The organism is Halomonas garicola (genome assembly GCF_031935715.1).
GTDB lineage: Bacteria > Pseudomonadota > Gammaproteobacteria > Pseudomonadales > Halomonadaceae > Vreelandella > Vreelandella garicola.
In genome coordinates this window covers 12,403-38,199 of the sequence record NZ_JASSZF010000013.1, presented here as the reverse complement: position 1 = coordinate 38,199, position 25,797 = coordinate 12,403, and the positions used below count along the sequence as shown (strand labels likewise).

At 65.3% G+C, this 25,797-nt stretch carries 23 protein-coding genes; 5 read left to right on the top strand and 18 right to left on the bottom strand.

Annotation, left to right across the window (positions count from 1 at the left end; genetic code table 11):
• Positions 1-80: 80 nt before the first annotated feature.
• From RS027_RS06560 to RS027_RS06550, 3 genes are read right to left on the bottom strand one after another with little or no spacing between them, the layout of a single operon-like run.
• Positions 81-842, bottom strand: a complete 762-nt coding sequence (locus RS027_RS06560; protein WP_311955243.1) for a TlyA family RNA methyltransferase — start codon at positions 840-842, stop codon at positions 81-83.
• A 6-nt stretch (positions 843-848) separates the two neighbouring features.
• Entirely contained in the window at positions 849-2,900 is a 2,052-nt protein-coding gene (locus tag RS027_RS06555) for a hypothetical protein (RefSeq protein ID WP_311955240.1), read from the bottom strand.
• Positions 2,901-2,930: 30 nt separating this feature from the next.
• Positions 2,931-4,154 (bottom strand): ATP-grasp domain-containing protein, encoded by a 1,224-nt coding sequence (locus RS027_RS06550; protein ID WP_311955239.1) that lies wholly within the window; start codon positions 4,152-4,154, stop codon positions 2,931-2,933.
• Positions 4,155-4,424: 270 nt separating this feature from the next.
• Here RS027_RS06550 and RS027_RS06545 point away from each other — a divergent pair, with 270 nt between their 5' ends.
• Both RS027_RS06545 and RS027_RS06540 read left to right on the top strand, forming a co-directional pair.
• Complete coding sequence (locus tag RS027_RS06545; protein ID WP_311955237.1) at positions 4,425-5,057, top strand: TIGR04211 family SH3 domain-containing protein; 633 nt, start codon at positions 4,425-4,427, stop codon at positions 5,055-5,057.
• Between the two features lie 79 nt (positions 5,058-5,136).
• Complete coding sequence (locus RS027_RS06540) at positions 5,137-5,769, top strand: class I SAM-dependent methyltransferase (RefSeq protein WP_311955235.1); 633 nt, start codon at positions 5,137-5,139, stop codon at positions 5,767-5,769.
• Here RS027_RS06540 and RS027_RS06535 read toward each other — a convergent pair.
• The 5 genes from RS027_RS06535 to cysP all read right to left on the bottom strand — a co-directional run bounded on the left by RS027_RS06535 (position 5,766) and on the right by cysP (position 10,275).
• A complete protein-coding gene (locus RS027_RS06535; RefSeq protein WP_311955233.1) occupies positions 5,766-6,359 on the bottom strand; it encodes a YajG family lipoprotein in 594 nt (197 codons plus the stop codon). The genes RS027_RS06540 and RS027_RS06535 overlap by 4 nt on opposite strands.
• Before the next feature lie 98 nt (positions 6,360-6,457).
• Positions 6,458-7,555, bottom strand: a complete 1,098-nt coding sequence (locus RS027_RS06530; protein ID WP_311955231.1) for a sulfate/molybdate ABC transporter ATP-binding protein — start codon at positions 7,553-7,555, stop codon at positions 6,458-6,460.
• On the bottom strand, positions 7,552-8,379 hold the full coding sequence (cysW, locus tag RS027_RS06525) for a sulfate ABC transporter permease subunit CysW (RefSeq protein ID WP_311955227.1): 828 nt from the start codon (positions 8,377-8,379) through the stop codon (positions 7,552-7,554). Before cysW ends, RS027_RS06530 begins: the two co-directional genes overlap by 4 nt.
• Positions 8,379-9,245 (bottom strand): sulfate ABC transporter permease subunit CysT, encoded by an 867-nt coding sequence (gene cysT, locus RS027_RS06520; RefSeq protein WP_311955225.1) that lies wholly within the window; start codon positions 9,243-9,245, stop codon positions 8,379-8,381. Before cysT ends, cysW begins: the two co-directional genes overlap by 1 nt.
• Positions 9,246-9,255: 10 nt before the next feature.
• Positions 9,256-10,275, bottom strand: coding sequence for a thiosulfate ABC transporter substrate-binding protein CysP (gene cysP / locus RS027_RS06515; protein ID WP_311955222.1), 1,020 nt, complete (start codon positions 10,273-10,275; stop codon positions 9,256-9,258).
• A gap of 229 nt (positions 10,276-10,504) precedes the next feature.
• Here cysP and rpe point away from each other — a divergent pair, with 229 nt between their 5' ends.
• From rpe to trpE, 3 genes are read left to right on the top strand one after another with little or no spacing between them, the layout of a single operon-like run.
• Positions 10,505-11,215 carry a ribulose-phosphate 3-epimerase gene (gene rpe, locus RS027_RS06510; protein WP_311955219.1) on the top strand — a complete coding sequence of 237 codons (711 nt, stop codon included), beginning with the start codon at positions 10,505-10,507 and terminating at the stop codon, positions 11,213-11,215.
• A 57-nt stretch (positions 11,216-11,272) separates the two neighbouring features.
• Positions 11,273-12,022 carry a phosphoglycolate phosphatase gene (locus RS027_RS06505; protein ID WP_311955216.1) on the top strand — a complete coding sequence of 250 codons (750 nt, stop codon included), beginning with the start codon at positions 11,273-11,275 and terminating at the stop codon, positions 12,020-12,022.
• 12 nt (positions 12,023-12,034) lie between these two features.
• Positions 12,035-13,519 carry an anthranilate synthase component I gene (trpE, locus tag RS027_RS06500; protein ID WP_311955309.1) on the top strand — a complete coding sequence of 495 codons (1,485 nt, stop codon included), beginning with the start codon at positions 12,035-12,037 and terminating at the stop codon, positions 13,517-13,519.
• 105 nt (positions 13,520-13,624) lie between these two features.
• On the opposite strand, the gene nuoN is transcribed toward trpE, so the two are convergent.
• The 10 genes from nuoN to nuoE all read right to left on the bottom strand — a co-directional run bounded on the left by nuoN (position 13,625) and on the right by nuoE (position 25,790).
• Positions 13,625-15,070, bottom strand: coding sequence for an NADH-quinone oxidoreductase subunit NuoN (gene nuoN / locus RS027_RS06495; RefSeq protein ID WP_311955215.1), 1,446 nt, complete (start codon positions 15,068-15,070; stop codon positions 13,625-13,627).
• Positions 15,070-16,599 carry an NADH-quinone oxidoreductase subunit M gene (gene nuoM, locus RS027_RS06490; RefSeq protein ID WP_311955213.1) on the bottom strand — a complete coding sequence of 510 codons (1,530 nt, stop codon included), beginning with the start codon at positions 16,597-16,599 and terminating at the stop codon, positions 15,070-15,072. Before nuoM ends, nuoN begins: the two co-directional genes overlap by 1 nt.
• 15 nt (positions 16,600-16,614) lie before the next feature.
• Entirely contained in the window at positions 16,615-18,513 is a 1,899-nt protein-coding gene (gene nuoL / locus RS027_RS06485; protein ID WP_311955210.1) for an NADH-quinone oxidoreductase subunit L, read from the bottom strand.
• Complete coding sequence (gene nuoK / locus RS027_RS06480; protein ID WP_311955208.1) at positions 18,510-18,818, bottom strand: NADH-quinone oxidoreductase subunit NuoK; 309 nt, start codon at positions 18,816-18,818, stop codon at positions 18,510-18,512. Before nuoK ends, nuoL begins: the two co-directional genes overlap by 4 nt.
• Positions 18,815-19,438 (bottom strand): NADH-quinone oxidoreductase subunit J, encoded by a 624-nt coding sequence (nuoJ, locus tag RS027_RS06475; protein WP_376717585.1) that lies wholly within the window; start codon positions 19,436-19,438, stop codon positions 18,815-18,817. The genes nuoK and nuoJ overlap by 4 nt, the downstream gene beginning before the upstream one ends.
• Before the next feature lie 27 nt (positions 19,439-19,465).
• Positions 19,466-20,005 (bottom strand): NADH-quinone oxidoreductase subunit NuoI, encoded by a 540-nt coding sequence (nuoI, locus tag RS027_RS06470; protein ID WP_311955205.1) that lies wholly within the window; start codon positions 20,003-20,005, stop codon positions 19,466-19,468.
• A gap of 79 nt (positions 20,006-20,084) precedes the next feature.
• Positions 20,085-21,095 (bottom strand): NADH-quinone oxidoreductase subunit NuoH, encoded by a 1,011-nt coding sequence (gene nuoH, locus RS027_RS06465; protein WP_311955203.1) that lies wholly within the window; start codon positions 21,093-21,095, stop codon positions 20,085-20,087.
• Positions 21,095-23,866, bottom strand: coding sequence for an NADH-quinone oxidoreductase subunit NuoG (gene nuoG, locus RS027_RS06460; RefSeq protein ID WP_311955201.1), 2,772 nt, complete (start codon positions 23,864-23,866; stop codon positions 21,095-21,097). The genes nuoH and nuoG overlap by 1 nt, the downstream gene beginning before the upstream one ends.
• Positions 23,866-25,263 (bottom strand): NADH-ubiquinone oxidoreductase-F iron-sulfur binding region domain-containing protein, encoded by a 1,398-nt coding sequence (locus RS027_RS06455; protein WP_311955197.1) that lies wholly within the window; start codon positions 25,261-25,263, stop codon positions 23,866-23,868. The genes nuoG and RS027_RS06455 overlap by 1 nt, the downstream gene beginning before the upstream one ends.
• Positions 25,260-25,790 carry an NADH-quinone oxidoreductase subunit NuoE gene (gene nuoE, locus RS027_RS06450; RefSeq protein ID WP_311955194.1) on the bottom strand — a complete coding sequence of 177 codons (531 nt, stop codon included), beginning with the start codon at positions 25,788-25,790 and terminating at the stop codon, positions 25,260-25,262. The genes RS027_RS06455 and nuoE overlap by 4 nt, the downstream gene beginning before the upstream one ends.
• Positions 25,791-25,797 lie beyond the last annotated feature (7 nt).

Genomic DNA, 25,797 nt, shown 5'->3' with positions numbered 1-25,797 from the left:
CATGGTTACGGCTCGTCAATGGATAAGCAGGCAAACGCCTGGGCGTGTTTTATCACGGGGCCTGAAGAAGTCAACGGCGGTCAGGCGCTTTGGCAGTGAGCGTGGAGCAAAAACTCGCGGTTGCCGTCGCCGCCGGCAATCGGGCTTGGCTGCCAGTGGTCGATGGTAAGCCCGCTTTGCCGGCAGGCGTGCTCCAGGCGCGCTCTGACCTCGGCGTAGCGGTGCGTATCGCGGACCACGCCGCGTTTGCCCAGGGCCGAGGCGTCGAGCTCGAACTGCGGCTTGACCAGCGATAAAAGCTCGCCGCCGGCGGGTAGTGCCGCCGCGATCTCGGGCAGGATCAGCGTTTGTGAAATAAAAGAGACATCCATCACCGCGGTATCCGGCGGCTGGCGCTGGCACAGGGTAGCAAAGGCCGGGGAGCGGGTCAGCTCCCGGGCATTGATGCCCTCGAGGCAGCTGACCCGGGGGTCATCGCAAAGGCGGCGCGCCAGCTGCCCGTGGCCGACCTCGATACCGATGACGTGACGCGCGCCAAAGCGCAGGGCGCAGTCGGTGAAGCCGCCGGTGGACTGGCCCACGTCGAGTACCGTCTGGCCGTCAAAGCGCTTGTCGAGGGCCGTGAGTACGGCTTCAAGCTTGAGTCCCGCCCGGGAAACGTAGCGCTCTTCGGGCGCGTCATCCACGACAAGCGGCGTGGCGTCGGCCAGCTGCTCGCTGGGTTTGGCCAGCCGAGCGCCGGTGTCCCGACGCCGCACGTGGCCGCTTTTGATCAGCCGCTGGGCCCGGGTGCGTGAGGCCGCAAGCTGCTGCTTGACGAGTAGCTGGTCAAGACGTGGCATGGGGCGCTACCCGCGCCGGCCGGCGGAGCCGGACGCGGCCTGCAGGCCGCCCGGGGGCAGACGCTCGGCGCCCCAGCTGCGCGAGAGATACCCCTTGACCCGCGCCAGCTCGTCGTCGCTGACGATGGCCAGTTCGCCGTGCTCAAGCGCGTCGTAATGGTAGATGTAAAGGCGCGAGGCAAACTGCTCGAACGGCAGCGACGCTTCGCCAAAGCGTTCGCCGTTGCCTGAGGTGCTGACCACCACGTCATCGCCCCAGTCCTGGCCGCTGTCGTTGTTGGGGTTGTAGAAATACACGCGCATTTGCTCCCCGGGGTCAAGCGAGGCGCGCAGTACGCTGATGGCGTGCCAGCCGATAAAGCGGCCGGTGCTGTCGGTTACCGCAATGCCCGCCGGCTGGGGGTGGATCAGCGGCTGGTTACCGTTATAGAACGGGTGATAGCTGGCGTAGAAATGGCGCAGAAACGCGTCTACGTCGATGAGCTTGCCGGTGGCGACGTCGACGTTGATGGCAAAGCCGCGGCCCGACCACCAGCCGTGGAATTCGGGGTTGACCCAGCGGTGGGGATCGCCCAGCCGTCCGACGCAGCGCCTGCCCATTTCGGCGTAGATGCGGTCCAGGTGGGGCACCACGATCAGCGATACCGGGTCCAGGTCCATGGGTAGCTCGGTGGCAACGCCGGAGAGGCTTGCCATCGAGGAGATGGGCTGGCCCTCGAAGTGCATGATGATTTCATCGTCGCGCGCGGCCCAAGCGACCATTTGCAGCAGGTAGTCGGGGTCGTTGTAGGCCCACATGGAAAGCGCCCGGGCCGACTGGCAGGTGGGGTTGTTGCCCTGGCCGATGCCAAACGGCAGGCCGAGCATGCCCAGCACGCCTTCCAGCAACCGAGCTCGGGGCGGTACGGCGTCGCCGCAGGCAAGCACAAGGCGCGCCCGGGACCAGTCCGACAGCGTAAGCCCCAGCTGGCGCCACATGGCCGGTGCCACCGGCGGCTGATAGAGGATGCCGCGCTCCAGGGTGAGCGCCAGCCCGTAAACCGCCTGGGCGGTGTCCGAATAGACGCCGGTGCGGATCAGCGCCAGCACCAGTTCGCGGTAGCACAGTAGGCAGTCGCGCCCGGTGGAGGAAAGCCCCAGGGCTTCAGCGATCAGCTGATCGCTGTGCTCGACCAGGTGGCGCATGAGCACGGCGTGGTAGGGCGCGACCAGCCCGGTGTCGTGCATGGCTCGGGCAAAGCCGGAGGCTTCGGCCTGGAGGGTGGCGTGGTCCATGCGCTCCAGGCGCTCGCGGTATACTTCGACGCCGGGGTCCTCCTGGCAGGCCTGGGTGGGGCCGAAAAGCGCGCTGACCAGCCGCGCCGCCCCCTGGCCGCTGGCGCCGAGGTCAATGGCCGGGTCGGCCTGGCACAGCGCGATCTGGGTGATCATCTGCTTGATGGCGTCGGTCTGTAGCGGGCGCTGCTGCAGTATGCGCCAGACTTCCTCGATCAGCGTGTCGACGATGTGCTCGTAGCCAATCCGCGCGGCCAGATGCTGGAACAGGTAGCGCGAAACCAGAGCCAGGCGCCCCTGGGACTCGCGCTCGGCTTCCGTGGGCGGGGTGAACAATAGCCGCAGGTTGAGCGCCAGGGCCTGGGTCAAGTAGTGGTGGGCGTGCTCGGCGGAGACCTGGGGGTGAGCGAAGCTGGCCTTGGCCACGGCAAGGAGGCGCAGCTCGCTCAGCGCCTCGATCACCACCACGTTGGCGTCGGTGCTTTTCAGCGCCTGGCTTGTCAGAGAGGGCAGCAGGTGTTTGGGGGAGGCCCAGTCGGAGCCGTCGAACACGGCGGCGTTTTCCAGCGCCTCGGCGCGGGCCTCAATCGCCGCGCAGCCGCCGTCGGTCAGCAGCAGCCGTCGTGCCGTGTCCAGCACCCGGGGCAGCCTTGCGGTTTTATTGAAGGCGAGGGCCTGCTGAAGCAGGCCCAGCGCCTCGTCAAATTTTTCCACCAGCCTGTCAAGCTTTGCCGCTTCGCTGTAAGCGGCGTGGGTGGAAGATGCGTTGTTTGCTGGGGTCACGGTGACTCCTTATCCCTGCGGGTGAGGGGATTATACATAGAAGTCGAGATCTTCCTGGTGTTTCAGCAGGTCACGCAGGGTGTGGGCGTCGTCGCCCTTGAAGTAGACAAGCCCCCAGTGAGTGCCGAAAGCCGTACGCTTGGTCACGGTTTCTTCCAGGGGCGAGGTGAGCTCGTGGGACTCGAAGTAGGGATGGTCTTCCACCTCCTCGGGGAGCTCCAGCCGGCTGACCACGCGCCGGCGCGGATAAACGCCGAAGCAGCCGGCGAAGCCGTCGGCGTCGACCACTTCCCGTGGGAAGAAGTCGGCAACCTCTTCCGCCGTGGTGTGGGGGTCAAACACCAGCATGGAGGCCTGGTAGGCGTTGAAGCCGTAGACCCGCTCCAGAAGCTCGAACACCTTGAAGCCCGGCGGGCGATAGGCCACTTCACCAAAGTACATTTCGCCGTCGCTGGTGACGAAATACTCGGGGTGGATAAGGCCAAAGCCGATGTCGAAGGTCTTGATCAGCTTCTCGATCTGCGCGGTAATCTGGTCGCGGTACCTTTCAAGCTCAGGCGAGGCGGGGACGAAGACCGAATAGCCCAGGGTGACGTACTCGGAAATGTTCAAAAAGACGATTTTACCGTTGTGGATCCAAGCCTCTACGGCAAACTCCCAGCCGTCCAGATGCGACTCCATCAGCACCGGGAATTCCTCCTCGGGAATCAGGTCGACTTCGTCCGGCGTGCGGATCACCCGGTGGCCCAGGCAGCCGGCCTTGTCGAACGCCTTCAGGTGAATGGGGTCGTTGGGGTCGCCGTCGAGCTTGAGCAGCGTCTGGTTGACGCGCTTGAGAAAGCGCACCACGTCGTCCTTGTCGTGGGCTTCTTCGAAAATGCCCACGCGAATGCCGCCGAGCTGGGCGCGACGCTTCATCAGCGCCTTGTCGCGCAAAAGCAGCGACTGGCCGTAAAGGCGCGGGCTGTCGAGCAGCACGGAGTTGATGGCGCCGGCCCACTCAACGGTTTCCTCAAACAGCGGAATGGCCACGTCAACGCCTTTTTCCTTGAGCGTTTCGGCAATCTCCATGGAGCGGTCGTTGAGCCGCTCGAAATCCCAGGGCACATAGGGAATATCGTGCTCCTGGCAGTAGTCCTCTGCCCAGGGCGGTGCCACGACGACATAGCGCCGGTCAAAGTTTTCAGCGGCTTCAATGGCGTTCAGGCTCCAGCCGAGAAGAGCGATGTAACCTTTGTCAGTGTTTTTTTCCACGGTCTAGCTCCTTCTTCTTTGCCGATGGGCCTTGGTGTCAAAGCGTCAGCGCTACGGCACCAGTATTCTTCACTCTAGGCTTATCTGAGCCCGGGTGCGAGCATTGTGATGCCTGTGGGGTCAACGCGCGCCGGTAGAAAGCGCGGGCCTGTGTTAATCTGGCGGCCTTTTCAGGGGCTGCGCATGCGCAAGGGGCGGCACCCGGGTAGCTGCGCCGGGGCGGCGAATTCGGTAGTGTGTGCGGTCAGCGTTTTCATCAGGATGTTTCACATGCAAGCAACGACGTTTCGTTTTTCCTGCCGGGCCGCGCTGGCCGGCCTGTTGATCGGTCTTGGCAGCGGTCAGGTTCTTGCCCAGGAGAGTGCCACCTGGGTGTCTGAAGAGCTCACCACCTATGTGCGCTCGGGTCCCACCGACGGCTACCGGATCGTGGGCACGCTAAGCGCCGGCGAGCAGGTCAAGATGCTTGAAACCAGCGGTGAATATACCCGGGTAGAAAGCGATTCCGGCGACGCCGTGTGGATTCTCAGCGAGGAGCTGCAGGACACGCCCAGCGCCCGGGAAAAGCTGCCCAAGCTTGAGACCCGGGTGGCTGAGCTAACCGAGGAGCTCGACAATATCAACGCCACCTGGGAAGAGCGCGTGGCGACCATGAAAGAGAACCTGGAAGCCCGGGCGCAGCGTATCGACGAGCTCGAGGCGAGCAATGAAGCGCTCAAGCGCGATGCCGAGACGTTGCGCAAGCAGTCGCGCAAGCTGAATGCCCGCCTGGAAACCCAGGAAGAGGACCTTTTGATGCGCTACTTCATGTACGGCGGCGGCGTCGCCGGTGCCGGCCTGCTGGTAGGGCTGATCGTTCCGCACCTGCCGCGCCGGCGCAAAAAGCGCGACCGCTGGTTTTGATGGACCACGGGGCTTCTTATGACGGGGCTTTTCATGACGGAGTCCTTCAAGACAGAGCCCTTCAAGACGGGATCAGGCGATGACGGATCAATGGCTCAAGCGCTGGCGCGAGGGGCGCATCGGCTTTCACCGGACAACGCTGCATCCGGCGCTTGAGCGCTACTGGCTGACGCTTGACGTGCCCCGGACGGCCAAGGTGCTGGTGCCGCTGTGCGGTAAAAGCGTGGATATGCGCTGGCTCGCCGATGCCGGCCACCCGGTGTTGGGCGTAGAGATTTCGCCGGAGGCCATCGAGCAGTTCGTCGCCGAACGCCGCCAGGGCGTGCTGCGCTATCACCAGGCGGGCTTTGACATCGTGCGCCAGGGCAGCATCGAGCTGTGGCTGGGCGATTTTTTCCACTTGCATATCCGCCAGGTAGCGGAAATCGAGGCGTTTTACGACCGCGCCTCGCTGATCGCGCTGCCCCGGCCCACGCGGCAGCGCTATGCCTTTCATCTGGCCCAGCTGGTGCCCCCGGGCGCCCGGGGGCTGCTGGTCAGCCTGACCCGGGGGGAGGCCGACGCCGGCCCGCCCTACAGCGTGTCCCACGAAGAAGTCGAGCAGCTCTTTTCGCCCAACTTCCGGCTGACGTTTCTGGAGCAGGGGCCGCCCGACGCGCGCGGCTTTATCGAGAGCACCTGGGCGCTCGAGCGCCGCGGCCCGAAAAGCTAACGCGCCAGCAGCGCGCCCAGCTCGCCGTCGTTGAAAGCGCGGTCGAGCGCCTTGCCGAGCAGCTCGTTGAGCATCTCGGTATTTTTGTCCGAGTCGGGCTTGAGCGCATATTCCTGGGTGCGGCGCGAGGTATAGGTGCCGGTGTAGGTGGTGCCGTCATTTTTAGCGATGGCGCGCAGCACGCCCTCAAGCTGAGCCTCGTCAATGCCGGGATTGGCGCCGTCGCCCCGGGCATAGTTCAGCCGGGCAAGCTCCAGGGTCAGCGTCGGGCGCCCTTCGGCCTGCTCGCTGACCGGGGTAAAGCCCATGTCGCGCACCGCGCGCTCGGCTTCACGCTGAAGCTGGGGGATCAGAATATGGCTGCTGACGGTAATCCGGGACGTGGACATGCCGCCGCCGCTGCGCTGGCCGATGACGTCGGTGTCGCGCCCGTCCTGGGCGAATACCGCGACCTCCTGGCCGTTGCCGACCTGGGCCACCGGCGCGCTGCGCTCGGGGGTGACTTCCAGGTACTGCGGGCTGGCGCAGCCGCCAAGCCACAGGCCGGCGCAAAGCAGGGTGACGCTGAGCAAGAAAGAACGTCGCTGCATGGGGGTCTCCGTTGGTTCTTGTGGGTCAATGAGTGAAGCCATGCGCGCATTCTAGACGCAAATCGGCCCGCCGGGTAATGTCGCGGGCCAGTTTGCGCTCAGGCCGCGTGGGAAGGGGCCGGGGCGCTGGCAGCATCGGCAAAGCGGTGCCACTGGCGCGGGTGGGCAAAGAGGCGCCGGCCGCGGTGCAGGTTCAGCTGCTCGAAGTCGGCGTGGCGCACGCTGGCAAGCCAGGGTTTGGCCAGCCAGTCGGCCTCCAGCTCCACGCGCACCTCGGCGCCCACTGGGGAGACCGCGGTGACGGTCACCGGCAGATGGCAGTCGGCCTGCGGCTGTTCGGCCAGGCGCACCTCGTGGGGGCGCAGCAACAGCTCTTCGCGGCCGTCGGGCAGGTCCACTGCCAGCCGCGCGTCGCCGCAGGTCAGCACGCCGCCGTGCACGTCGCCCTCCAGATGGTTCACATCGCCCAGGAACTCGAACACGAAGCGATTTTGCGGCGCGCGATACAGCGTTTCCGGAGTGTCGATCTGCTCGATTTTGCCGTCGCTCATCACCACCACGCGGTCGGAAAGCTCGAGCGCCTCTTCCTGGTCGTGGGTGACGAAGACGCTGGTGAAGTTGAGCTCTTCGTGAAGATGGCGCAGCCAGCGGCGCAGCTCCTGGCGCACCTTGGCGTCGAGCGCGCCGAAAGGCTCGTCGAGCAGCAGCACGTCGGGCTCCACGGCCAGCGCCCGGGCAAGCGACACGCGCTGCTGCTGGCCGCCGGAGAGCTGGGCCGGGTAGCGGTCGGCGAGATGCTCGAGCTTGACCATCTCCAGCAGGCGAAAGACCCGCGCGCGGATATCGCTGCGCGACGGGCGGCTGCGCCGGGGCATCACCGAGAGGCCGAAGGCGACGTTGTCGTACACGCTCATGTGACGAAACAGCGCGTAGTGTTGAAAGACAAAGCCGATGCGCCGGTCGCGGACGTGAACGTGGGTGACGTCGCGCTGGCCAAAAAGGATGCGCGCCGGGGTGTGCGTACCCGAGCGGTCGGGGGTTTCCAGCCCGGCGATAATCCGCAAAAGGGTGGTCTTGCCCGAGCCCGACGGCCCCAGAAGCCCCACCAGCTCGCCTTCGTGAATATCCAGGTTGACCGGCTCCAGCGCCCGGGTGGGGCCGAAGTGCTTGCCGATGTTGTCCAGACGGATGCTCATGCGTGGGTCTCCCGGCGCGATGCGCGCCATTCAAGGCCGGCCTTGGCCGCCAGGGTGAAAAGGGCGATCAGTGCCAGCAGTGCTGCGCTCGAGAAGGCGCCGACCGTGTTGTAGTCCTGGTAGAGCTGCTGCACGTTGAGCGGCAGGGTGTTGGTTTGTCCGCGGATGGCGCCGGATACCACCGAGACGGCGCCGAACTCGCCCACCGCCCGGGCGTTGGTCAGAATGACGCCATAGAGCAGCGCCCAGCGGATGTTGGGCAGGGTGATCCGGCGAAAGACGGCAAAGCCGCCGGCGCCGAGGGTGACCGCGGCTTCTTCCTCGCGGCTGCCCTGAGCCTGCATCAGTGGGATCAGCTCCCGGGCGACGAAGGGGCAGGTGACAAACACCGTCACCATGAGAATGCCCGGCCAGGCAAACATCAGCTGGATGTCGTGGGCGCTGAGCCAGGAGCCGAGCCAGCCGTTGCGCCCGTAGAGCAGCAGGTAGATCAGGCCCGCCACCACCGGCGAGACCGCAAAGGGAATATCGATCAGGGTTTGCAGCAGCCGCCGGCCGGGAAACGTGAAGCGGGTGATCAGCCACGCCAGCGCGACGCCGAACACCAGGCAGATGGGGATGGTGAGAAGGGCCACGGCCAGGGTCAAAAAGATGGCGTGGAGGGTGTGGGCCTCGGTCACGCTTGCCCAGAACACGCCCAGGCCCTTGGCAAAGGCCTGGGCGAAGATAGCGACCAGCGGCAGCAGCAGAAAGACGGCCGTGAGCACCAGCGCCGCTACGATCAGCAGCCGGCGAACGCCGGGGGAGTCACCGATGCGTTGCATTACCCTTTCCCTCCGTGCAGGCGGCGGACAAAGCGGCCCTGCCAGACGTTGATGGCAAACAGCAGAGCAAGCGAGACAAACAGCAGCACTGAGGCAATGGCCGAAGCGCCGGCGTAGTCGTATTCCTGGAGCTTGACGAAAATCATCAAGGACGTGATCTCGGTCTCGTAGGGGGTGTTGCCGGCGATGAATATGACCGCGCCGAACTCCCCAAGCGAGCGCACAAAGGCAAGGCCCGTCCCGGTCACCAGCGCCGGCCAGAGGTGGGGCAGAATGACCCGGCGAAAGCCCACGCCGTCGCTTGCGCCCAGCGACATCGCCGCCTCATCCACCTCCGCGGGCATGTCCTCGAGCACCGGCTGCACCGTGCGCACCACAAAGGGAATGCTGGTAAACGCCATGGCCAGCGCAATGCCCACCCAGGTGTAGGCCACCTTGATACCCAGCGGCTCGAGCACGTTGCCCGCCCAGCCGCTTTTGGCGTACAGCGTGGCAAGCGTAATGCCGGCCACGGCGGTGGGCAGGGCGAAGGGCAGGTCCATCAGCGCATCCACCAGGCGCTTGCCGGGAAAGTCGTAGCGCACCAGCACCCAGGCCAAAAGCAGGCCGAAGGCGGCGTTGACCAGAGCGGCCACGGCGGCAGCGCCGAGGGTGGTGGTATAGCTTGCCACCACGCGGGGGTCGCTGACGATGGCCCAGTATTCGCCCAGCGAAAGTCCGGCCAGCTGGCCGAATAGCCCGGTCATGGGCAGCAGCAGGACCAGCGAGATAAACAGCACGCTGATCCCCATGGAAAGGCCGAAGCCCGGCAGCACGCGGGTGCTGCCGGACAGGCGCCGGGGGAGTCTGATAGCGAAAGCACTCATGGGGGTGTGCCTACCGGCGCTGGAGCTGGTCGATCAGGCCACCGCTTTCAAAGTGCTTCTCCATGGCCTGGTCCCAGCCGCCAAAGACGTCTTCGACCTCCAAAAGCTCGGTGTCGGGGAACTGGTCGGCAAACTCCTCAACCACGGTGTCGTCATGCACGCGGTAGTTAAAGCCCGCCAGCAGGCGCTGGGTATCTTCGCGGTAGAGGTAGTCCAGGTAGGCCTGGGCGAGATCGGCGCTGTCGTTCTTTTCGGCGTTTTCATCAACCACGGCTACCGGGAACTCGGCGAGGATGCTCACCGGCGGCACTACCACTTCGTAGTCGTCGCTGCCGTACTCGCCGCGGATGTTGTTGACCTCGGATTCGAAGCTGATCAGCACGTCGCCGATGTCGCGCTCGATAAAGCTGGTAGTCGCCCCGCGGCCGCCGGTGTCGAAGACTTCGACGTTGCCGAGAAAGGTCTTCATGTAGTCGCGGATCTTGTCTTCGTCGCCGTCAAAGCGCTTGTCCGCGGCACCCCAGGCGGCCAGGTAGGTGTAGCGGCCGTTGCCCGACGTCTTGGGGTTGGGGAAGACGATTTCCACGTCGTCGCCGGCGAGGTCGTCCCAGCTTTCGATGTTTTTGGGGTTGCCCTTGCGCACCAGAAACGCCGTGGTGGAGTAGTAGGGCGAGGCGTTGTTGTCAAAGGCTTCCTGCCAGTCGTCAGCCACCAGGCCGGCATCCGCGAGCACCTGGACGTCGGTCACCTGGTTGAAGGTGACGACGTCGGCCCCCAGCCCCTGCATGATCGATCGGGCCTGGGCGGACGAGCCGTTGTGCGACTGGCTGACCTCAACGCTTTCGCCGTGCTCGTTTTCCCACCAGGTTTCGAACTGGGGGTTGATCTCGGCAAACAGCTCCCGGGCGATGTCGTAGGAGGCGTTGAGCAGTTCGCGGTCGGCGGCGTTGGCCGCGCCCGAAGCGCTGGCGGCAACGGCGACGGCGAGCAGGCTGCGCTTGAGCGCGCTTGTGGTGCGGGGAAAGGCCATGTGAAGGCTCCTGTCACAAGAAACGGGAATAGGGATGAAGATGAGTGGGATAAAGACTAAATCCGCCAAAGTGTAATTACAATCATGTTTACTATTCGAATTTAGAATATATGTGTGCCGCGTTCGCCAGACCGCCGCGTCTCTCGCCGCATCGCCGGGCTCTGGTATCATTAGCCCTTTGCTAACGACACCCTTTGCCAAAGCCACCCGCTCAAAAAAGCCCATGACCATGACTGCATCTCCCCAAGCCCCCGCGCGTCCGTTTCGCCTGGCGCCGTCGATCCTCTCCGCCGACTTTGCCCGCCTGGGGGAAGAAGTCGACAACGTGCTCGCGTCCGGCGCGGATATCGTCCACTTCGACGTAATGGACAACCACTACGTGCCCAACCTCACCATCGGCCCCATGGTGTGCAAGGCGCTGCGCAACCACGGCGTGACCGCGCCCATCGACGTGCACCTGATGGTCAAACCGGTGGACCAGCTGATCAGCGATTTCATCGACGCCGGGGCCAGCATCATCACCTTTCACCCTGAAGCGTCCGACCACATCGACCGCTCGCTGCAGCTGATCCGCGACGGCGGCTGCCAGGCCGGGCTGGTGCTGAACCCGGCCACGCCCTTGAGCTATCTCGACTACGTCATGGACAAGCTCGACATGGTGCTGCTGATGAGCGTCAATCCGGGCTTTGGCGGCCAGGCGTTCATTCCTCAGACGCTTGCCAAGCTGCGCGATACCCGGGCAAAGCTCGATGCGTCGGGGTATGACATTCGCCTGGAAGTGGACGGCGGGATCAAAATCGACAACATCGCCGAGGTGGCCGCCGCCGGGGCGGACACCTTTGTCGCCGGCTCGGCGATCTTCAAGGCGCGCCGCAGCGATGACCCCCACGCCTACGACTCGGTCATCGCCAGGATGCGCGAGGCGCTGGCGCAGGGCTAATGCGCCGGAGAGGGCTGAGAGGTAAGATGGCCGCAGACGAACCATCAGGATGCGACGATGAATCAAGATGAAGGGCGTAACGAGGCGGCAGCGGACCGGGCGCTGCACGAGCTGTTAACCGGCAAGCGGCTGATGGCCTTTGATCTTGACGGCACTCTGATTGACTCGGTGCCCGATCTCGCGGCGGCGCTTGTCCGCGCGCTCGACGATGAAGGCCTGGCCGTGCCCCGGCAGGAAGACGTGAGCCACTGGGTGGGCAACGGCACCCGCAAGCTCGTTGAGCGGGGCCTTGCCTGGGCGCTTAATACCCCCGTCGAGGCCGTGGACGAGACGCTTTCGGCGCGGGTCTACGCCGCTTTCATGGGCTATTACGGCGACGCTCCGCACCGCCTGACGCGGCTGTACCGGGGCGTTGCCGAGACGCTTTATGCGCTTAAAGACGCGGGTTTTATGCTGGTGCTGGTGACCAACAAGCCCGAGCGCTTTATCGCGCCGCTGCTTGAGCATTTTGCCTTGAACGAGGCCTTTTCCCTCTGCCTGGGCGGCGATAGCCTGGCGCGTAAAAAGCCCGATCCGCTGCCGCTGACCCACGCCGCCGCGCACTTTGGCGTACCCGCCGGCGCCTGCGTGATGGTGGGGGATTCCCGCCACGACATGGCCGCCGGCAAGGCGGCGGGATTCGCCACCGCCGCGCTTACCTACGGCTACAACCACGGCGAGCCGATTAGCGAAAGCGCGCCGGATGCGCTGCTTGACTCGCTGAGCGAGCTGCTGTCGACCTCTGCCCGACCGTCTTCTACACGATAAGGAACCTTGATGATGACCCCCGACCGCTTTGCCGAGCTGGCCCGCGCCGGCTACAACCGCATTCCCGTCGCCCGCGAGGTGCTGGCCGATCTGGATACGCCGCTGTCGACGTATCTCAAGCTTGCCAACGTGCCGTGGACCTTTTTGCTGGAATCGGTGCAGGGTGGAGAAAAGTGGGGGCGCTACTCGATCATTGGGCTGCCGTGCCGGGAGCGCATCGAAGTGCGCGGCCATACCGTGCGCCATCTTCAGGACGGCGAAACCCAGGGAGTGGCCGAGGTCGACGACCCGCTGGCGTGGATCGAGGAGTTCCAGGCGCGCTTCAAGGTGCCCAAAATAGACGATCGCCCGCGCTTTGACGGCGGGCTGGTGGGCTATTTCGGCTACGAGACCATCCGCTACATCGAGCCGCGCCTGGCCGACAGCAACAAGCCCGATCAGCTCGACGTGCCCGACATCCTGCTGATGGTGTGTAACGACCTGGTGGTGTTTGACAACCTTTCCGGCCGGCTGACGCTTCTCACCCATGCCGACCCGGAAACCGCGGATGCCCTGGCGACGGCCGAAGGGCATTTGCGGCATCTGGAAAGCCGCCTGCGCGATGCCTATCAGCGGCCGGGCGGAGAGGCCAGGGACAAACCGGACGTTCGCGAAAGCGACTTTCGCTCCGGCTTTACCCAGGACGGCTTCAAGGCCGCGGTGGCGAAGATCAAGGAGTACGTCCGCGCCGGCGACGTCATGCAGTGCGTGCCTTCCCAACGCATGTCGACGCCGTACCGCGCCGCGCCGCTGGACCTTTACCGGGCGCTGCGCAGCCTCAACCCCTCGCCGTATATGTATTACCTGAACCTGGACGACCATCAGGTAGTAGGCTCGTCGCCGGAGATCCTCACCCGCACCGAGGAAGACGAAGTCACCGTGCGGCCCATTGCCGGCACCCGCAAGCGCGGCAGGACCGAGGCCGAAGACCAGGCGCTGGAAGACGAGCTGCTGGCCGACCCCAAGGAGCTCGCCGAGCACTCCATGCTGATCGATCTGGGGCGCAATGATATCGGGCGCATCAGCGAGACCGGAAGCGTCAAGGTCACCGACAGGATGGTGGTAGAGCGCTACTCCCACGTCATGCACATCGTGTCCAACGTCGTGGGGCGGCTTAGACCTGAGCTTTCGGCCATGGACGCTTTGCGCGCGACTTTCCCTGCGGGCACCGTTTCGGGGGCTCCCAAGGTGCGCGCGCTGGAAATCATCGACGAGGTCGAGCCGGTCAAGCGCGGCATCTACTCCGGCGCGGTGGGCTATCTGTCGTGGCACGGCAATATGGATACCGCCATTGCCATTCGTACCGCGGTGATCAAGGACGGCGAGGTCCACGTTCAGGTAGGGGCGGGGATCGTTGCCGACTCGGATCCGGAAACCGAATGGCAGGAAACCCTGAGCAAGGGCCGCGCGCTGTTTCGCGCCGTGGCCATGGCCGAGCGCGGCCTGGACGAAAACTGAGGCGGCCCGGCCGGTGCAAGCGCATATAGGAAAGCGCCTGGCCGGCCGGGCCGTTTGAGATGACGGCGCCTGAGATCCAGGCGCCTGAGGCCATGGCGTCTGGAGTTAGGGCGTCGCCACGCCGCCGGCGGCGTTCGCCAGGGCGATCATCGGCGCGGGGTAGAGGCCCAGCAGAACCACCAGCACCGCCGCGCCGAGCACCACCAGGCCGCCGGCGCGTACCGCCCAGTCCGCCGAGGCGTCCCGGTGCTGCATCCCCGGCTCGGCGAGGAACAGCGTGACGATCACCCGCAGGTAGTAATAAAGCCCGATGGCGCTGCCGACGATGATGCCGGCCACCAGCCACCACTGCTCGGCTTCCACGCCCAGGGCGATGAGGTAGAACTTGCCGATAAAGCCAACGGTAGCGGGAATGCCGGCGAGCGAGAGCATGGCCACGGTCATCACCGCGGTGAGGAAGGGCCGGCGCCAGAATAGCCCGCGATAGTAGTGCAGGCTCCCGGCGTCGGCGCCTTCGGTGGCGCTTGATACCAGGATGACCACGCCAAAGGCGGCGAGGGTCGCAAGGATATAGGTCATCAGATAGACCCCGCCGGCTTCGGCGGCCAGGCCGTCGGCGATGACCAGCACCAGCAGCATGTAGCCGAAGTGGGCAATGGACGAATAGCCCAGCAGGCGCTTGAGGTTGGACTGGGTCAGCGCCAGCAGGTTGCCCACCAGCATGCTGGCAAGCGCGAGCACCCAGAGCACCGCGTGCAGCCACTCGCCCTGAAACGCCGGGGCGCTCATCACCAGGCGCAGCATGACGATGAATACCGCAACCTTGCTGGCCGTGGCGAGAAACGTCGCCGCCGGCCCGGGCCCGCCTTCGTAGACGTCCGGCGTCCACAGGTGGAAGGGCGCCACCGAAAGCTTGAACCCAAGCCCCACCAGCATCATGCCGGCGCCGGCCAGCCCCCAGGCGCTGCTGTTCTGGGTAAGCGTTGCCATCAGCGCAGTAAGCTCAAGTTCGCCGGTCTGGGCGTAGACCAGCGCCATGCCGAAGAGCAAAAAGGCGCTCGCCGCCGCGGAAAGAATCAGGTATTTGATGCCGGCTTCCAGCGAACGGCGCTCGTGAAAGGCGTAGGCCAGCATGCCGTACAGCGGCATGGAAAGCAGCTCCATCCCCAGAAACAGGCTGGCCAGGTGCCGGCTTGCCACCAGCACCAGCCCGCCCGCCGCCGAGCACAGGAGCAGCAGGTAAAACTCTTCCCGGGCGTTCTGAAACGTCTCGAAGTAGGCGTGTGCCAGCACCGCGCAGGCAAGCGTCGAGGCCAGCACCAATAGCCCGCCGAGCATGGCGGGGCCGTCAAAGACGAGCAGCGTGGTGGTAATCGGCAGCAGGTCCAGCACCAGGATCTGCGCGATCAGGGCAAGCGTCAGCCCCAGCACGCTCACGGCCACCGTGACGTGATGGTCGCGCCGCCAGGCGGTGCCCAGCATCACGGTAATGGCCGTGGCGGCCACCAGAATCAGCGGAAGATAAGCGATAGCAAGCTTGGGCAACGGCATTAGCGAGCCTCCGGCAACGGTGAGCTTTGGGCATCAAACAGCCGATGGATTTCCCCCATGGACGCACCGGTAGTGTCCAGCAGCGGCTGCGGGTAGAGGCCGACCCAGAGGATCAGCGCGATGATACCCAGCAGCATGCAAAACTCCCGGGGATCCAGGCCTTTCAAGGGCGTATCGTCCTTGGGCGGGCCGTAGTGTACCCGCTGCATGAGCAGCAGCGAATATACTGCCGCCAGCACCAGCCCGACGCTTGCCAGCGCCACCACCCAGGGGGCGATGGCAAAGGTGCCGAACAGCACCATGAACTCGCCGACGAAGTTGGCCGTGGTAGGCATGCCAAGCGAGGCGGCGATGAGAAATAGATAAAACCCCGGCAGGCTGCCAAGCCGGCCCCAGAGGCCGCCCATTTCATTGATCTGGCGAGTATGCAGCCGCTCGTAGAGCTGGCCGCTGAGGATAAAGAGCCCGGCGGCAGAGAAGGCGTGGGCCACCATCAGCACCACCACGCCCTGGAGCGCAAGCGGGGTGCCGGCGTAGATGCCGATGAGCACAAAGCCCATGTGGGCAATACTTGTGTAGGCCACAAAGCGTTTGATGTCGCGCTGGCCGCAGGCGAGCACCGCGCCGTAAAAAATGCCCAGCAGGCCAAGCCCCATGGCCACCGGGGCAAACGCCTGGGAGGCCTCGGGGAAAAGCGGCAGGGCAAAGCGCAGCATGCCGTAGGCGGCGGTCTTGAGCAGGATACCGGCCAGGTCCACGCTGCCCGCGGTGGGCGCCTGGGCGTGGGCGTTGGGCAGCCAGCCGTGCAGCGGTATCACCGGCAGCTTGACGGCAAAGGCGATGAAGAACCCGAGCATCAGCCAGAAGGCAAGCGTCGGCGACAGCGTGGTTTCCTTGAGCACGGCGTAGCTGAACGAGTACTCGCCGGTGTTGGCGTGGTGGGCAAATACCAGCCCCAGAATCGCCACCAGCATTAACAGGCCGCTTGCCTGGGTGTAGATGAAGAACTTGATCGCCGCGCCGATGCGGGTGCTGCCCTTGGAGCCGCTGTGGCCCCAGAGCGCGATGAGGAAGTACATCGGCACCAGCATCAGCTCCCAGAAGAAGAAGAACAGAAACAGATCGATGGCCAGAAACACCCCGACCACGCCGCCGAGGATCCACAGCAGGTTAAGGTGGAAAAAGCCGATGCGGCGGACGATCTCGTTCCACGAGCAGAGCACCGCGAGCACGCCGAGAAAGCCCGTCAGAGCGATCAGCACCAGCGACAGGCCGTCCAGCGCCAGGTGGATGTCGATGCCGAAGCGGGTGATCCAGGGCAGGCGATATTCAATCGCCCACTGGGTGCTCGAGCCGTCCGTGGCGGGCAGCTGAAAATCCAGCTGCGTCCACAGCCACAGCGCAATCAGCAGCTCGCAGAGCATGGTGGCAAGAGCAATCAGGCGCGTGGCCCGGCTGCCCAGGCGTTCGGCCTGCCAGCAAAACAGCCCCCCGACAAACGGGATGACGATCAGCCATACCAGTATCATAAGCGTTTATCCCTTTCAGGTTCCCTGGATCACCAGCGCCAAACTCAACAAAATCAACGTCGCCCCGGCCACCATGGTGACGGCGTAGCCGCGTAGCTTGCCGGTCTGGGTCCGCGAAAGCCCCAGGTGAACAAGCCGCACACACCATGCCAGCAGGCGGAAGAGGCCGTCGAACAGGTCGCTTTGCAAAAGCCACACCACGCCGCGATAGGGGCGCACAATGGTCCAGTCAAACACCAGGTCAAAGCCCCAGGCGTGGTGCCATAGCTGCCAGAGCCCGGCGCCCAGGCCGTGGTTGGCCGGACGCAGCCAGCCGCGCTTGAGGCCGAATAGCCACACCCCCAGGGCGATGCCGGCCAGGGCCGTCGCGGCGGCGACCAGCTCCAGCGCGCCGTGGCCGGCGGTCACACCCTCCCCGGGGCTTGATGGCAGCACGCCGCCAAGGGGCGGGGTAATCCAGGCGCCGAGGAACGTCGAGAGCACCGCGAGCACCACCAGCGGCAGGCCGTGGGCCAGGCCGCGGCCGGTTTCGGCGTGGCGGGCGTTGTCGCTTTTCGCCGCGCCGTGGAAGGTGCCGATAATCAGCCGCAGGGTGTAAAGCGAGGTCAAAAGCGCACCGATCAGTCCGGCCACCAGCAGGCCCTGCTGGTCGGCGGCGAGCGCCTGCCAGAGGATTTCATCCTTGCTGTAAAACCCGGCGGACACCAGCGGCAGGGCGGCCAGCGCCGCGCCGCCGACAACAAAGCCCATATAGGCCAGCGGCAGCTTGCGCCACAGCCCGCCCAGGTTGCGCATGTCCTGTTCGTGATGGCAGCTTACGATCACCGCGCCGGCGGAGAGGAACAGCAGCGCCTTGAAAAACGCGTGGGTCATCAGGTGAAAGATCGCCGTGTCGTAGGCGCCGACGCCCAAAGCGAGAAACATGTAGCCGATCTGGCTCATGGTGGAGTAGGCCAGCACCCGCTTGATGTCGGTTTGCGCAAGGGCCGCAAAGCCCGCCATCAAAAGCGTCAGCGCGCCGATCACGCCGGTGGCGTAAAGCGCTGCGGGTGCAAGCTCGAAAATGCCGTGCATGCGCGCGATCAGATAGACCCCGGCGGTGACCATGGTGGCGGCGTGGATCAGCGCCGACACCGGCGTGGGGCCGGCCATGGCGTCGGCAAGCCAGGTGTGCAGCGGCAGCTGGGCCGATTTGCCCAGCGCCCCGCCGAGCAGCAGAAAGGCCGCCAGCTCCACCACGGTGTCGCCCGACTGCCATGCCTGGGGCGCAAGCTCGAGGATCTCGGCGATGTTGAGCGTCCCCAGCCGGCTGAAGAGCAGGAACATGCCGATGGCGAGAAAGACGTCGCCGATCCGGGTGATAATGAACGCCTTGAACCCGGCCCAGCCGTTGGCGCTGTTGGTGTAGTAGTAGCTGATGAGCAGGTAGCTGCACATCCCCACGCCTTCCCAGCCGAGGAATAAAAGCAGCAGGTTGTCGCCCAGCACCAGCAGAACCATGCTGAACACGAAGAGGTTCATGTAGGTGTAAAAGCGGGTGATGCCCGCCTCGCCGCGCATGTACCAGGCCGCGAACAGGTGGATGAAAAAGCCTACCCCGGTGATCACGCCGAGCATGGTGAGCGAGAGGCCGTCCAGCGCCAGGCTGATGCCCGGCTGGAAATCGCCCACGGCAATCCAGGTCCAAAGCGTCAGCTGCTCGGGGCCGTTCTCGGCAAAGCCCAGAGCGAGCATCGCCGTTGCCAGGGCGGCCAGGCCGACGCTTGCCGTGCCCGTCAGCGCGCTGGCGCCGTAGCCCAGGGTCCCCCGGGAGAACGCCAGAATCAGGGTGCCCAGAAGCGGCAGCAAGAAAGTGAGCGGCAGAAGCACCGCCGTTGGCTGGGCTGTCGAGAAAGTCGTCAAGAGTTCCATCATCCGCGCATCCTGCTGGCCACGTCGAGGTTGAGGGTCTTGAAGCGGTGATACAGCTGAATCAGCAGGGCAAGCCCGACGCTTGCCTCGGCGGCTGCCAGGGTAATCACCAGCAAGAACATGACCTGGCCTTCGGGCTGCTCCCAGCCGGTGCCGGCCACGATGAAAGCAAGACCCGCGGCGTTAAGCATGACTTCAAGGCTCATCAACACAAATATCATGTTGCGGCGGAACATCAGCCCGCCAAGGCCCAGGGTAAACAGCACGGCGGCGAGTACCAGGCCGTGCTCCATGGGTACGCCGTTCATGAGTCCTCCTTGGGGGTATCGGTGCCCGCTGCCTGGGGCTGACCTTCGACGTCGGCGGTTGCTGCACTCGCGCCTTTGCCCTTTTTATTCGTCGGTATATCGCGCGGGGCGGGCGAGGGGGCGGCAACAGGGCTTAAACGGCCCACGTGGGACGCCGTCACCAGGGCAGCCAGCAGCAGCAGCGCGCCGAGCTCCACCAGCAGCAGCCAGGGGCCGTAGAGCAGCGTGCCGGCGCCCTTGGCGGTAAGGCCGCCGCCGGTAATCATGGACTGGCTGTCGCCGCGCCATAGAAGGCTGACCAGCGTCAGCAGCAGCACCGCGGCTAAAAGCGACGGCCCCAGCCAGGTGCGCGGTTTGAGCCATTCGCGCTCCTGCTCGGCAGCGGACTGGCCGAGGTTGAGCATCATCACCACGAATACGAACAGCACCATGATGGCGCCGGCGTAGACGATGATTTCCAGGGTGCCGGCAAAGGGCGCGCCGAGGGCGAAAAACACCATGGCGACGGCCAGCAGCGACACCACCAGGTAAAGCACCGCATGTACCGGGTTGGGGTTGGCAATGACCCCGAGGGTGGCAAGCACCGCGATCAGGCCGCCGAGATAGAAGGCAAGCTCCATGAATCCTCCCGTGTGGTCAAAGCGCCCTCAGGGCAGCAGCGTGGTGACGTTGATGGGTTCGGCTTCGTCTTTGCCCTGGCCCTTGTCCTTACCGGCGATGGACATGCCCGCTACCTTATAAAAGTGGTAGTCGTGGTCCTTGCCGGGGCCGTTGATCAGCAGATCCTCTTTTTCGTAGACCAGCTCCTGGCGGCGATACTCGGCCATCTCGAAGTCCGGCGTCAGCTGAATCGCCGAGGTGGGGCAGGCCTCTTCGCACATGCCGCAGAAGATGCAGCGCGAGAAGTTGATGCGGAAAAATTCCGGGTACCAGCGGCCGTCATCCATCTCCCCTTTTTGCAGCGCGATGCAGTCCACCGGGCAGGCCACCGCGCAGAGGTTGCAGGCCACGCAGCGCTCCTCGCCGTCGGGGTCCCGAGTGAGCACGATGCGCCCGCGATAGCGCGGCGCAAGATAAGGCTTTTCTTCGGGATAGTTGAGCGTCTCGCGCTTGCGAAACGCGTGCATGAAGATGATTCCCAGGCTGCGCAGCTGGGACCAGGTGCCCTGTAAAAGCTTTTTATACATGACGTTTCCTCCGTTGACGCCTGGTAACCCACGTTTTACGCCTGCATGGCGGACTCAGTGCGTCTCTTTGAGCGCGGGCTCACGCCGGCGCTGCGAGCAGAATAATGGCGCCCGTGACCAGCAGATTGAGCAGCGTAAGCGGCAGACAGACGATCCAGCCAAAGGTCATGACGCGATCGTAGCGCGGCCGGGGCAGCGACGCCCGCACCAGAATAAACAGCAGCGTAAACACCGCGGTCTTGAGCATGAACCAGACAATCGGCGGCAGCAGCGGCCCGTGCCAGCCGCCGAAGAACAGCGTTACGGTGAGCGCCGAAATCAGCAGCATGCCCACGTATTCGCCGATAAAGAACATGCCGAACTTCATGCTGGAATACTCGACGTGGTAGCCGTCGGCCAGCTCCTGCTCGGCTTCGGGTTGGTCGAAAGGGTGGCGGTGGGTGACCGCAAAGCCGGCGATGAGAAAGTTGCAAAAGCCCAGAAACTGGGGAATGACAAACCACAGGCCTTCCTGAGCGCTGACGATTTCGCGCAGGTTGAACGAGCCCGCGGTGGCCACGACGCCCATGAGCGAAAGCCCCAGGAAGACTTCATAAGAGATCGTCTGGGCCGAGGAGCGCATGGCGCCGATCAGCGCGTATTTGTTGCCGCTGGACCAGCCGCCCAGCAGCACCGAGTAAACGTTGATGCCGCCCATGGCCAAAAAGAACAGCAGGCCGATGTTCCAGTCCGCGACCCCAAGCGTCGGCGTGATGGGAATAATCGCGAACGACAGCAAAAGCGAGGCCATGGCAATGGCCGGGGCCAGCAGGAAAATCGTGCGGTCGGCAAAGGGCGGAATCCAGTCTTCCTTGAAAAAGATCTTGAGCATGTCGGCGATCAGCTGGAGCGAGCCAAACGGTCCCACCCGGTTGGGCCCGTAGCGGTCCTGCCACAGGCCCAGCATCCGGCGCTCGACCACGGTAAGAATGGCGCCGATAAGCACCGCGACAAGCAGAATCGCCACGGCTTCGATCATGGCAATAGCCGTTGCCAGCAGCGTCGGGCTCAGCCACGCCGGGCGCAGGCCATCAAGCATTGCCCAGTCCATCAGCCTTCCTCCTTGCCAAGGGTGACCCAGTGGCCGTTCGGCGCGCCGGGCATAACCCCTGCGGGTAGCGTTACCAGCCCGTCGGGCAGATGGGTCTCCACCTGCAGGGCGAGGGGCAGGTGCGTCTCGCCAACGCACAGCGTCAGCGTGGCGCCGTCTTCGGCGTCAAGCGCTCGGGCGTCGGCCTCGCTTAGCTGCAGGCAGGGCGTTCCCGTGCGCTCTGCGATGGCGTCGGCGCGGGACGAGGTGGCCTCGCCGCCGAACAGCCGCGGCAGAACCCACAGCTGAAACTGGCCGTCGCGGCGGGCAAAGGCCGCCGGAATAGCGTCGGCGGCGGGGTAGGTCGCCTCCGGCGCGCCTTCCGCACCGGCCACGCGAATCCCCGGATCGCCGCCCTGAAGGTGGCCGCCCACGCTGTCGGTGAACTTATTCCACGCCTGGGGCGAGTTCCAGCCCGGCGCCCAGGCAAAGGGCACGTTCTGGCGCGGGCGGTCAAAGCCGCTGTAGCCCTCCATGGAAAACTCGAAGGGCGTGTCCGGATCCTGAGGGGTGCGCGGCTCGCTGACGTTGAGGTGAGCACGCAGGGAAGTGCGCCCGCTGTAGCGATGGGGCGCCCGGGCAAGCTTGAGCGCGCCGGGAAGCTTGGCGTGGCCGCCGGCCGCCTCCATGCCCGCAAGGGTCGGGTGCGCGAAAGCGCAGTCGCTCACCACCTGGTCAAAGGTCAAGGGCTCGCTGACGCTGCGCCCGAGGCTTGCGCGCAGGGCGTCAAGCCAGCGCCAGCCGGCGTGGATGCGGCATTCCGGGCGCATGTGGCGCGGGTCGTACACCTGATAAAACCGCTGGGCGCGGCCTTCGAGATTGACCACGGTGCCGTCGGCCTCGACAAAGCTTGCCGCGGGCAGGCCCAGGGTGGCGCGCTGCCAGGTTTGGGTGCGCTGGTGGTCGAGCACGATCAGGCTCTCGGCCGCCGTCAGGGCTTCGTCTATCCGGGCGTCCGGCATGCGCTCGTAGAGGTCGTTTTCCAATACGATGAGGGTGTCGGCGTGGCCGTGGGAGACGTGCTCGAGCGCGCGCTCCAGGGGCTTGCCGCCCATCAGCGCGACCCCTGCGCTGTTGGCTTCCCGGCGAACCAGAAGCAGGCCGCCCTGCGGCGCTTTTTTCCGCCCTTTTCGCTGCCCCTCTGTCTTCTGCCCCTCTGTCTTCTGCCCCAGGGCCCGGGCGACGCTGGCGGTGGCGTTGAGGATGGCAAGCGATTCAAGCGAGCCGCCGCTCATGACCAGCGGGCGCTTGGCGGCGAGAAGCGCCCGGGCGATATTCCGGGCGTGATCCCGGGTGGCGTCGTCAAGGTCGCTGACCGCCGGCGCGTCGGGGTCGATCTCGTGGGCCACGGCAAAGCCCAGCCGGGCGATGTCGTCCGGCGTCAGCCGCAGGCTGGCCGCGCTGATGTCGTCGAGGCCGGTCGCGGTGGGGTAGGCGATGTAGAGCGGATGGCGGCTGTCCTGAGCCAGCGTTCTGACAGCGGCGTCGTGCCACTGGGGGATGCCGCGCTCCTCGGCGAGCTCTTCGCGGATGCCCAGCACCGCCTGGCGCACGTTGAGGCCCAGCCGGGCGGCGCTGTTCAGCAGGTCCTCGCCGAGCACCAGCACCGCGTCGTGGCTTTCGATGTCCCGGGGCGTGGGCGTGGCAAGCGCGCCTTCGGCGTCGATGGCGGCCATGCGCTCGAGGCAGGCCTGTTCGGCGGCGGCGATGCCGGTGGAAAAGTTGTTCTCGCCCACCAGCGCGCGCAGCTGGTGGTTGCTCTCAAGGCTCGCCCGGGGCGAGCCGATGCCGATGACGCGGTCGGCCCGGCGCAGCAGGTCGGCGCCGCGGTCAAGGGCGGGGTCCACGTCGAGCTCGGTGACGTGGGTGTCGTTATCGTGCCATTCCGGCCGGCGCGGGCGATCGTCGCGGTTGACGTAGTCGTAGCCGAAGCGGCCGCGGTCGCAGAGGAAGTGGCCGTTGACCTCGCCGTGGTAGCGGTTTTCGATACGCCGGACGCTGCCGTAGCGCTCCCCGGGGCTTGTGTTGCAGCCGACCGCGCACTGGTGGCAGACGCTGGGGGCGTACTGCAGGTCCCATTTGCGGGTGTAGTGGCGGGTGTGGGTCTTGTCGGTGAACACGCCGGTGGGGCACACCTCGGTGAGGTTGCCGGCAAAGGGGCTTTCCAGCACGCCTTCCTGGTGGCGGCCGAAATAGAGGTTGTTGTTCATGCCGAACACGCCAAGGTCCGTGCCGCCGGCGTAGTCGTTGTAAAAGCGCACGCAGCGATAGCAGTTGATGCAGCGGTTCATCTCGTGGGCGACAAAGGGCCCCAGATACTGGTTGCGGTGGGTGCGCTTGGCAAAGCGGTAGCGGCGCCGGCTGTGGCCGGTCATCACCGTCATGTCCTGAAGGTGGCAGTGGCCGCCTTCGGCGCATACCGGACAGTCGTGGGGGTGGTAAGTCATGAACCATTCGGTCACACGAGCACGAAACGCGTGGGCTTCATCATCGTCGATGGAAAGCCAGCTGTTGTCGGCGGCCGGCGTCATGCACGACATCACGATCTTGCCCTGGGTATCGTTTTCGTCCTTGTACTGCTTGACCGCGCACTGGCGACAGGCGCCTACGCTGCCCATGGCCGGGTGCCAGCAGAAGTAGGGGATGTCCAGGCCCAGCGACAGGCAGGCGTGCAGCAGGTTATCGCTGCCGTCTACTTCGTAGGCGTTGCCGTCCACATGAATCGTTGCCATCAGCTCACCTCTTCATTGGCCGCCGCTGTACCCGCGCCGTCAGCCGCGGCGGTAACCTCTTCGGCTTGTTCCTTGACAATGCCCGCTTCGAAGTCGGCGCGGAAGTGGCGGATCGCCGATTCCAGCGGCATCGCCGCCCCCGGCGCGTGGGCGCAGAAGGTCAGCCCCGGGCCGATGTTTTGCGCGTGCTCCTGCAGAAGCTCGATGTCGCCGGGCCGGCCATCGCCGTGCTCGATGGCCTGGAGTATCTTCGCCGTCCAGTGCAGGCCGTCCCGGCAGGGGGTGCACCAGCCGCAGGACTCCCGGGCGAAGAACTGCTCCAGGTTGCGCAGCAGGGCCACCAGGCTCTGGCGCTGGCTGACCACGGTCAAAAGTCCCGTGCCCAGCCGGCTGCCGTACTGGCCGACGGTGTCAAAGTCCAGCGGCAGTTCCAGGTGCTCGGGGAGCAAAAAGCCGGTACTGCCGCCGCCGGGCAGCCAGGTTTTCAGCGTGTGGCCTTCACGCATGCCGCCGGCGCGCTCCATGATGTCCCAGCCGCTGGTGCCGATGGGCAGCTCCCACAGGCCGGGTTTGTTGACCAGCCCGGAAACGCCGTAAAGCTTGGTGCCGCCGTCGTTGCTCAGATCGCCGGATAGCGCCTGGTACCAGTCGGCGCCGTGCTGCATGACCGCCGGAGCGTTGCACAGGGTTTCGACGTTGTTGACCACGGTGGGCTTGCCCCAGGCGCCGGACTGGCCGGGAAACGGCGGCTTGGCCCGGGGGTTGGCGCGCTTGCCCTCGAGCGAGTTAATCAGCGCGGTTTCCTCACCGCAGATATAGCGCCCGGCGCCGGTGTGCAGGGCGATGTTGAAGTCAAAGCCGGTGCCGGCGACGCTGTCACCCAAAAGGCCGGCCTCCCGCGCCTCCTCGATGGCAAGCTGAAGCGAGCGCGCGGCCTCGACGTATTCGCCGCGCAGGAAGATATAGCCGTATTTCGAGCGGTTGGCGTGGCCGGCGATGATCATACCTTCGATCAGCAGGTGCGGCTGCTGCTCCATGAGCATGCGGTCCTTGAAGGTGCCCGGCTCCATTTCGTCGGCGTTGCACACCGTGTAGCCGCGCGGCAGATTCTCGCCCACCTGAGTCAGGCTCCACTTGACCCCGGCGGAGAAGCCGCCGCCGCCGCGCCCGCGGACGTTGGCGGTTTTCATCGCCTCGATCACGTCGGCGGGGTCCATGGCCAGCGCCTTTTTCGCGCCGACGTAGCCGTTTTTCTGCCGGTACTCGTCAAGCCCGACGCGCCTGCCGTCGTCGTGAAGCCGCCAGGTCAGCGGATGCGTCTCCTCGCGGCGCTCGTCGGCGCTTTGGCGCAGCTGGCTGTGATAGCGCAGCCGAGAGTTCGCAGGAATTGCGGTCATGGATACGCCTCCAGAAGCTCGCTCAGATCACTCGGCGCAATGGGGCCAAAGGTGTCGTCACCGATCATCATGGCCGGCCCGCGGTCGCAGGCGCCCAAACAGCAGGTGGGCAGCAGGGTGAAGCGGTTGTCCTTGGTGGTCTCGCCAAAGCCAATGCCCAGCCGCTGGCTCAGCGCTTCGCTTAGCTCGTCATAGCCGGTCAAAAAGCACGAGCTGCTGTCGCAGACAAGAATCACGTGGCGGCCCACCGGCTGGCGGAAAATCAGGTTATAAAAAGTGGCCACGCCTTCCACGTCGCCGGAGCCTATGCCGAGCGTCTCGGCCACGGCGACAATAGCGCCGTCGGGCACCCAGCCGTGGCGTTTCTGGACGATCTTCAGCGCTTCGATGCACGCCGCCTGGGGCTGCTCGTAGTGGGCGCGCTCGTCGAGCATGGCGCGGCGGTCGTCGGCGTGGAGCACGAAGCCGTCGCCATCGGTAGCAATGGGAGCCGCGGTGCCGGTTGCGTCATAAAAGCTGTCAGACATTGCTTAC

Coding starts and splice junctions, on each gene's coding strand:
- rpe (WP_311955219.1), top strand. CDS start 10,505: ATGACTGCATCTCCCCAAGCCCCCGCGCGTCCGTTTCGCCTGGCGCCG.
- trpE (WP_311955309.1), top strand. CDS start 12,035: ATGACCCCCGACCGCTTTGCCGAGCTGGCCCGCGCCGGCTACAACCGC.
- RS027_RS06505 (WP_311955216.1), top strand. CDS start 11,273: ATGAATCAAGATGAAGGGCGTAACGAGGCGGCAGCGGACCGGGCGCTG.
- cysP (WP_311955222.1), bottom strand. CDS start 10,275: ATGGCCTTTCCCCGCACCACAAGCGCGCTCAAGCGCAGCCTGCTCGCC.
- RS027_RS06455 (WP_311955197.1), bottom strand. CDS start 25,263: ATGACCGCAATTCCTGCGAACTCTCGGCTGCGCTATCACAGCCAGCTG.
- cysT (WP_311955225.1), bottom strand. CDS start 9,245: ATGAGTGCTTTCGCTATCAGACTCCCCCGGCGCCTGTCCGGCAGCACC.
- RS027_RS06535 (WP_311955233.1), bottom strand. CDS start 6,359: ATGCAGCGACGTTCTTTCTTGCTCAGCGTCACCCTGCTTTGCGCCGGC.
- nuoJ (WP_376717585.1), bottom strand. CDS start 19,438: ATGGAGCTTGCCTTCTATCTCGGCGGCCTGATCGCGGTGCTTGCCACC.
- RS027_RS06530 (WP_311955231.1), bottom strand. CDS start 7,555: ATGAGCATCCGTCTGGACAACATCGGCAAGCACTTCGGCCCCACCCGG.
- nuoG (WP_311955201.1), bottom strand. CDS start 23,866: ATGGCAACGATTCATGTGGACGGCAACGCCTACGAAGTAGACGGCAGC.
- nuoM (WP_311955213.1), bottom strand. CDS start 16,599: ATGATACTGGTATGGCTGATCGTCATCCCGTTTGTCGGGGGGCTGTTT.
- RS027_RS06560 (WP_311955243.1), bottom strand. CDS start 842: ATGCCACGTCTTGACCAGCTACTCGTCAAGCAGCAGCTTGCGGCCTCA.
- nuoK (WP_311955208.1), bottom strand. CDS start 18,818: ATGAACGGCGTACCCATGGAGCACGGCCTGGTACTCGCCGCCGTGCTG.
- cysW (WP_311955227.1), bottom strand. CDS start 8,379: ATGCAACGCATCGGTGACTCCCCCGGCGTTCGCCGGCTGCTGATCGTA.
- RS027_RS06545 (WP_311955237.1), top strand. CDS start 4,425: ATGCAAGCAACGACGTTTCGTTTTTCCTGCCGGGCCGCGCTGGCCGGC.
- nuoI (WP_311955205.1), bottom strand. CDS start 20,005: ATGTATAAAAAGCTTTTACAGGGCACCTGGTCCCAGCTGCGCAGCCTG.
- nuoE (WP_311955194.1), bottom strand. CDS start 25,790: ATGTCTGACAGCTTTTATGACGCAACCGGCACCGCGGCTCCCATTGCT.
- nuoL (WP_311955210.1), bottom strand. CDS start 18,513: ATGATGGAACTCTTGACGACTTTCTCGACAGCCCAGCCAACGGCGGTG.
- RS027_RS06540 (WP_311955235.1), top strand. CDS start 5,137: ATGACGGATCAATGGCTCAAGCGCTGGCGCGAGGGGCGCATCGGCTTT.
- nuoN (WP_311955215.1), bottom strand. CDS start 15,070: ATGCCGTTGCCCAAGCTTGCTATCGCTTATCTTCCGCTGATTCTGGTG.
- nuoH (WP_311955203.1), bottom strand. CDS start 21,095: ATGGACTGGGCAATGCTTGATGGCCTGCGCCCGGCGTGGCTGAGCCCG.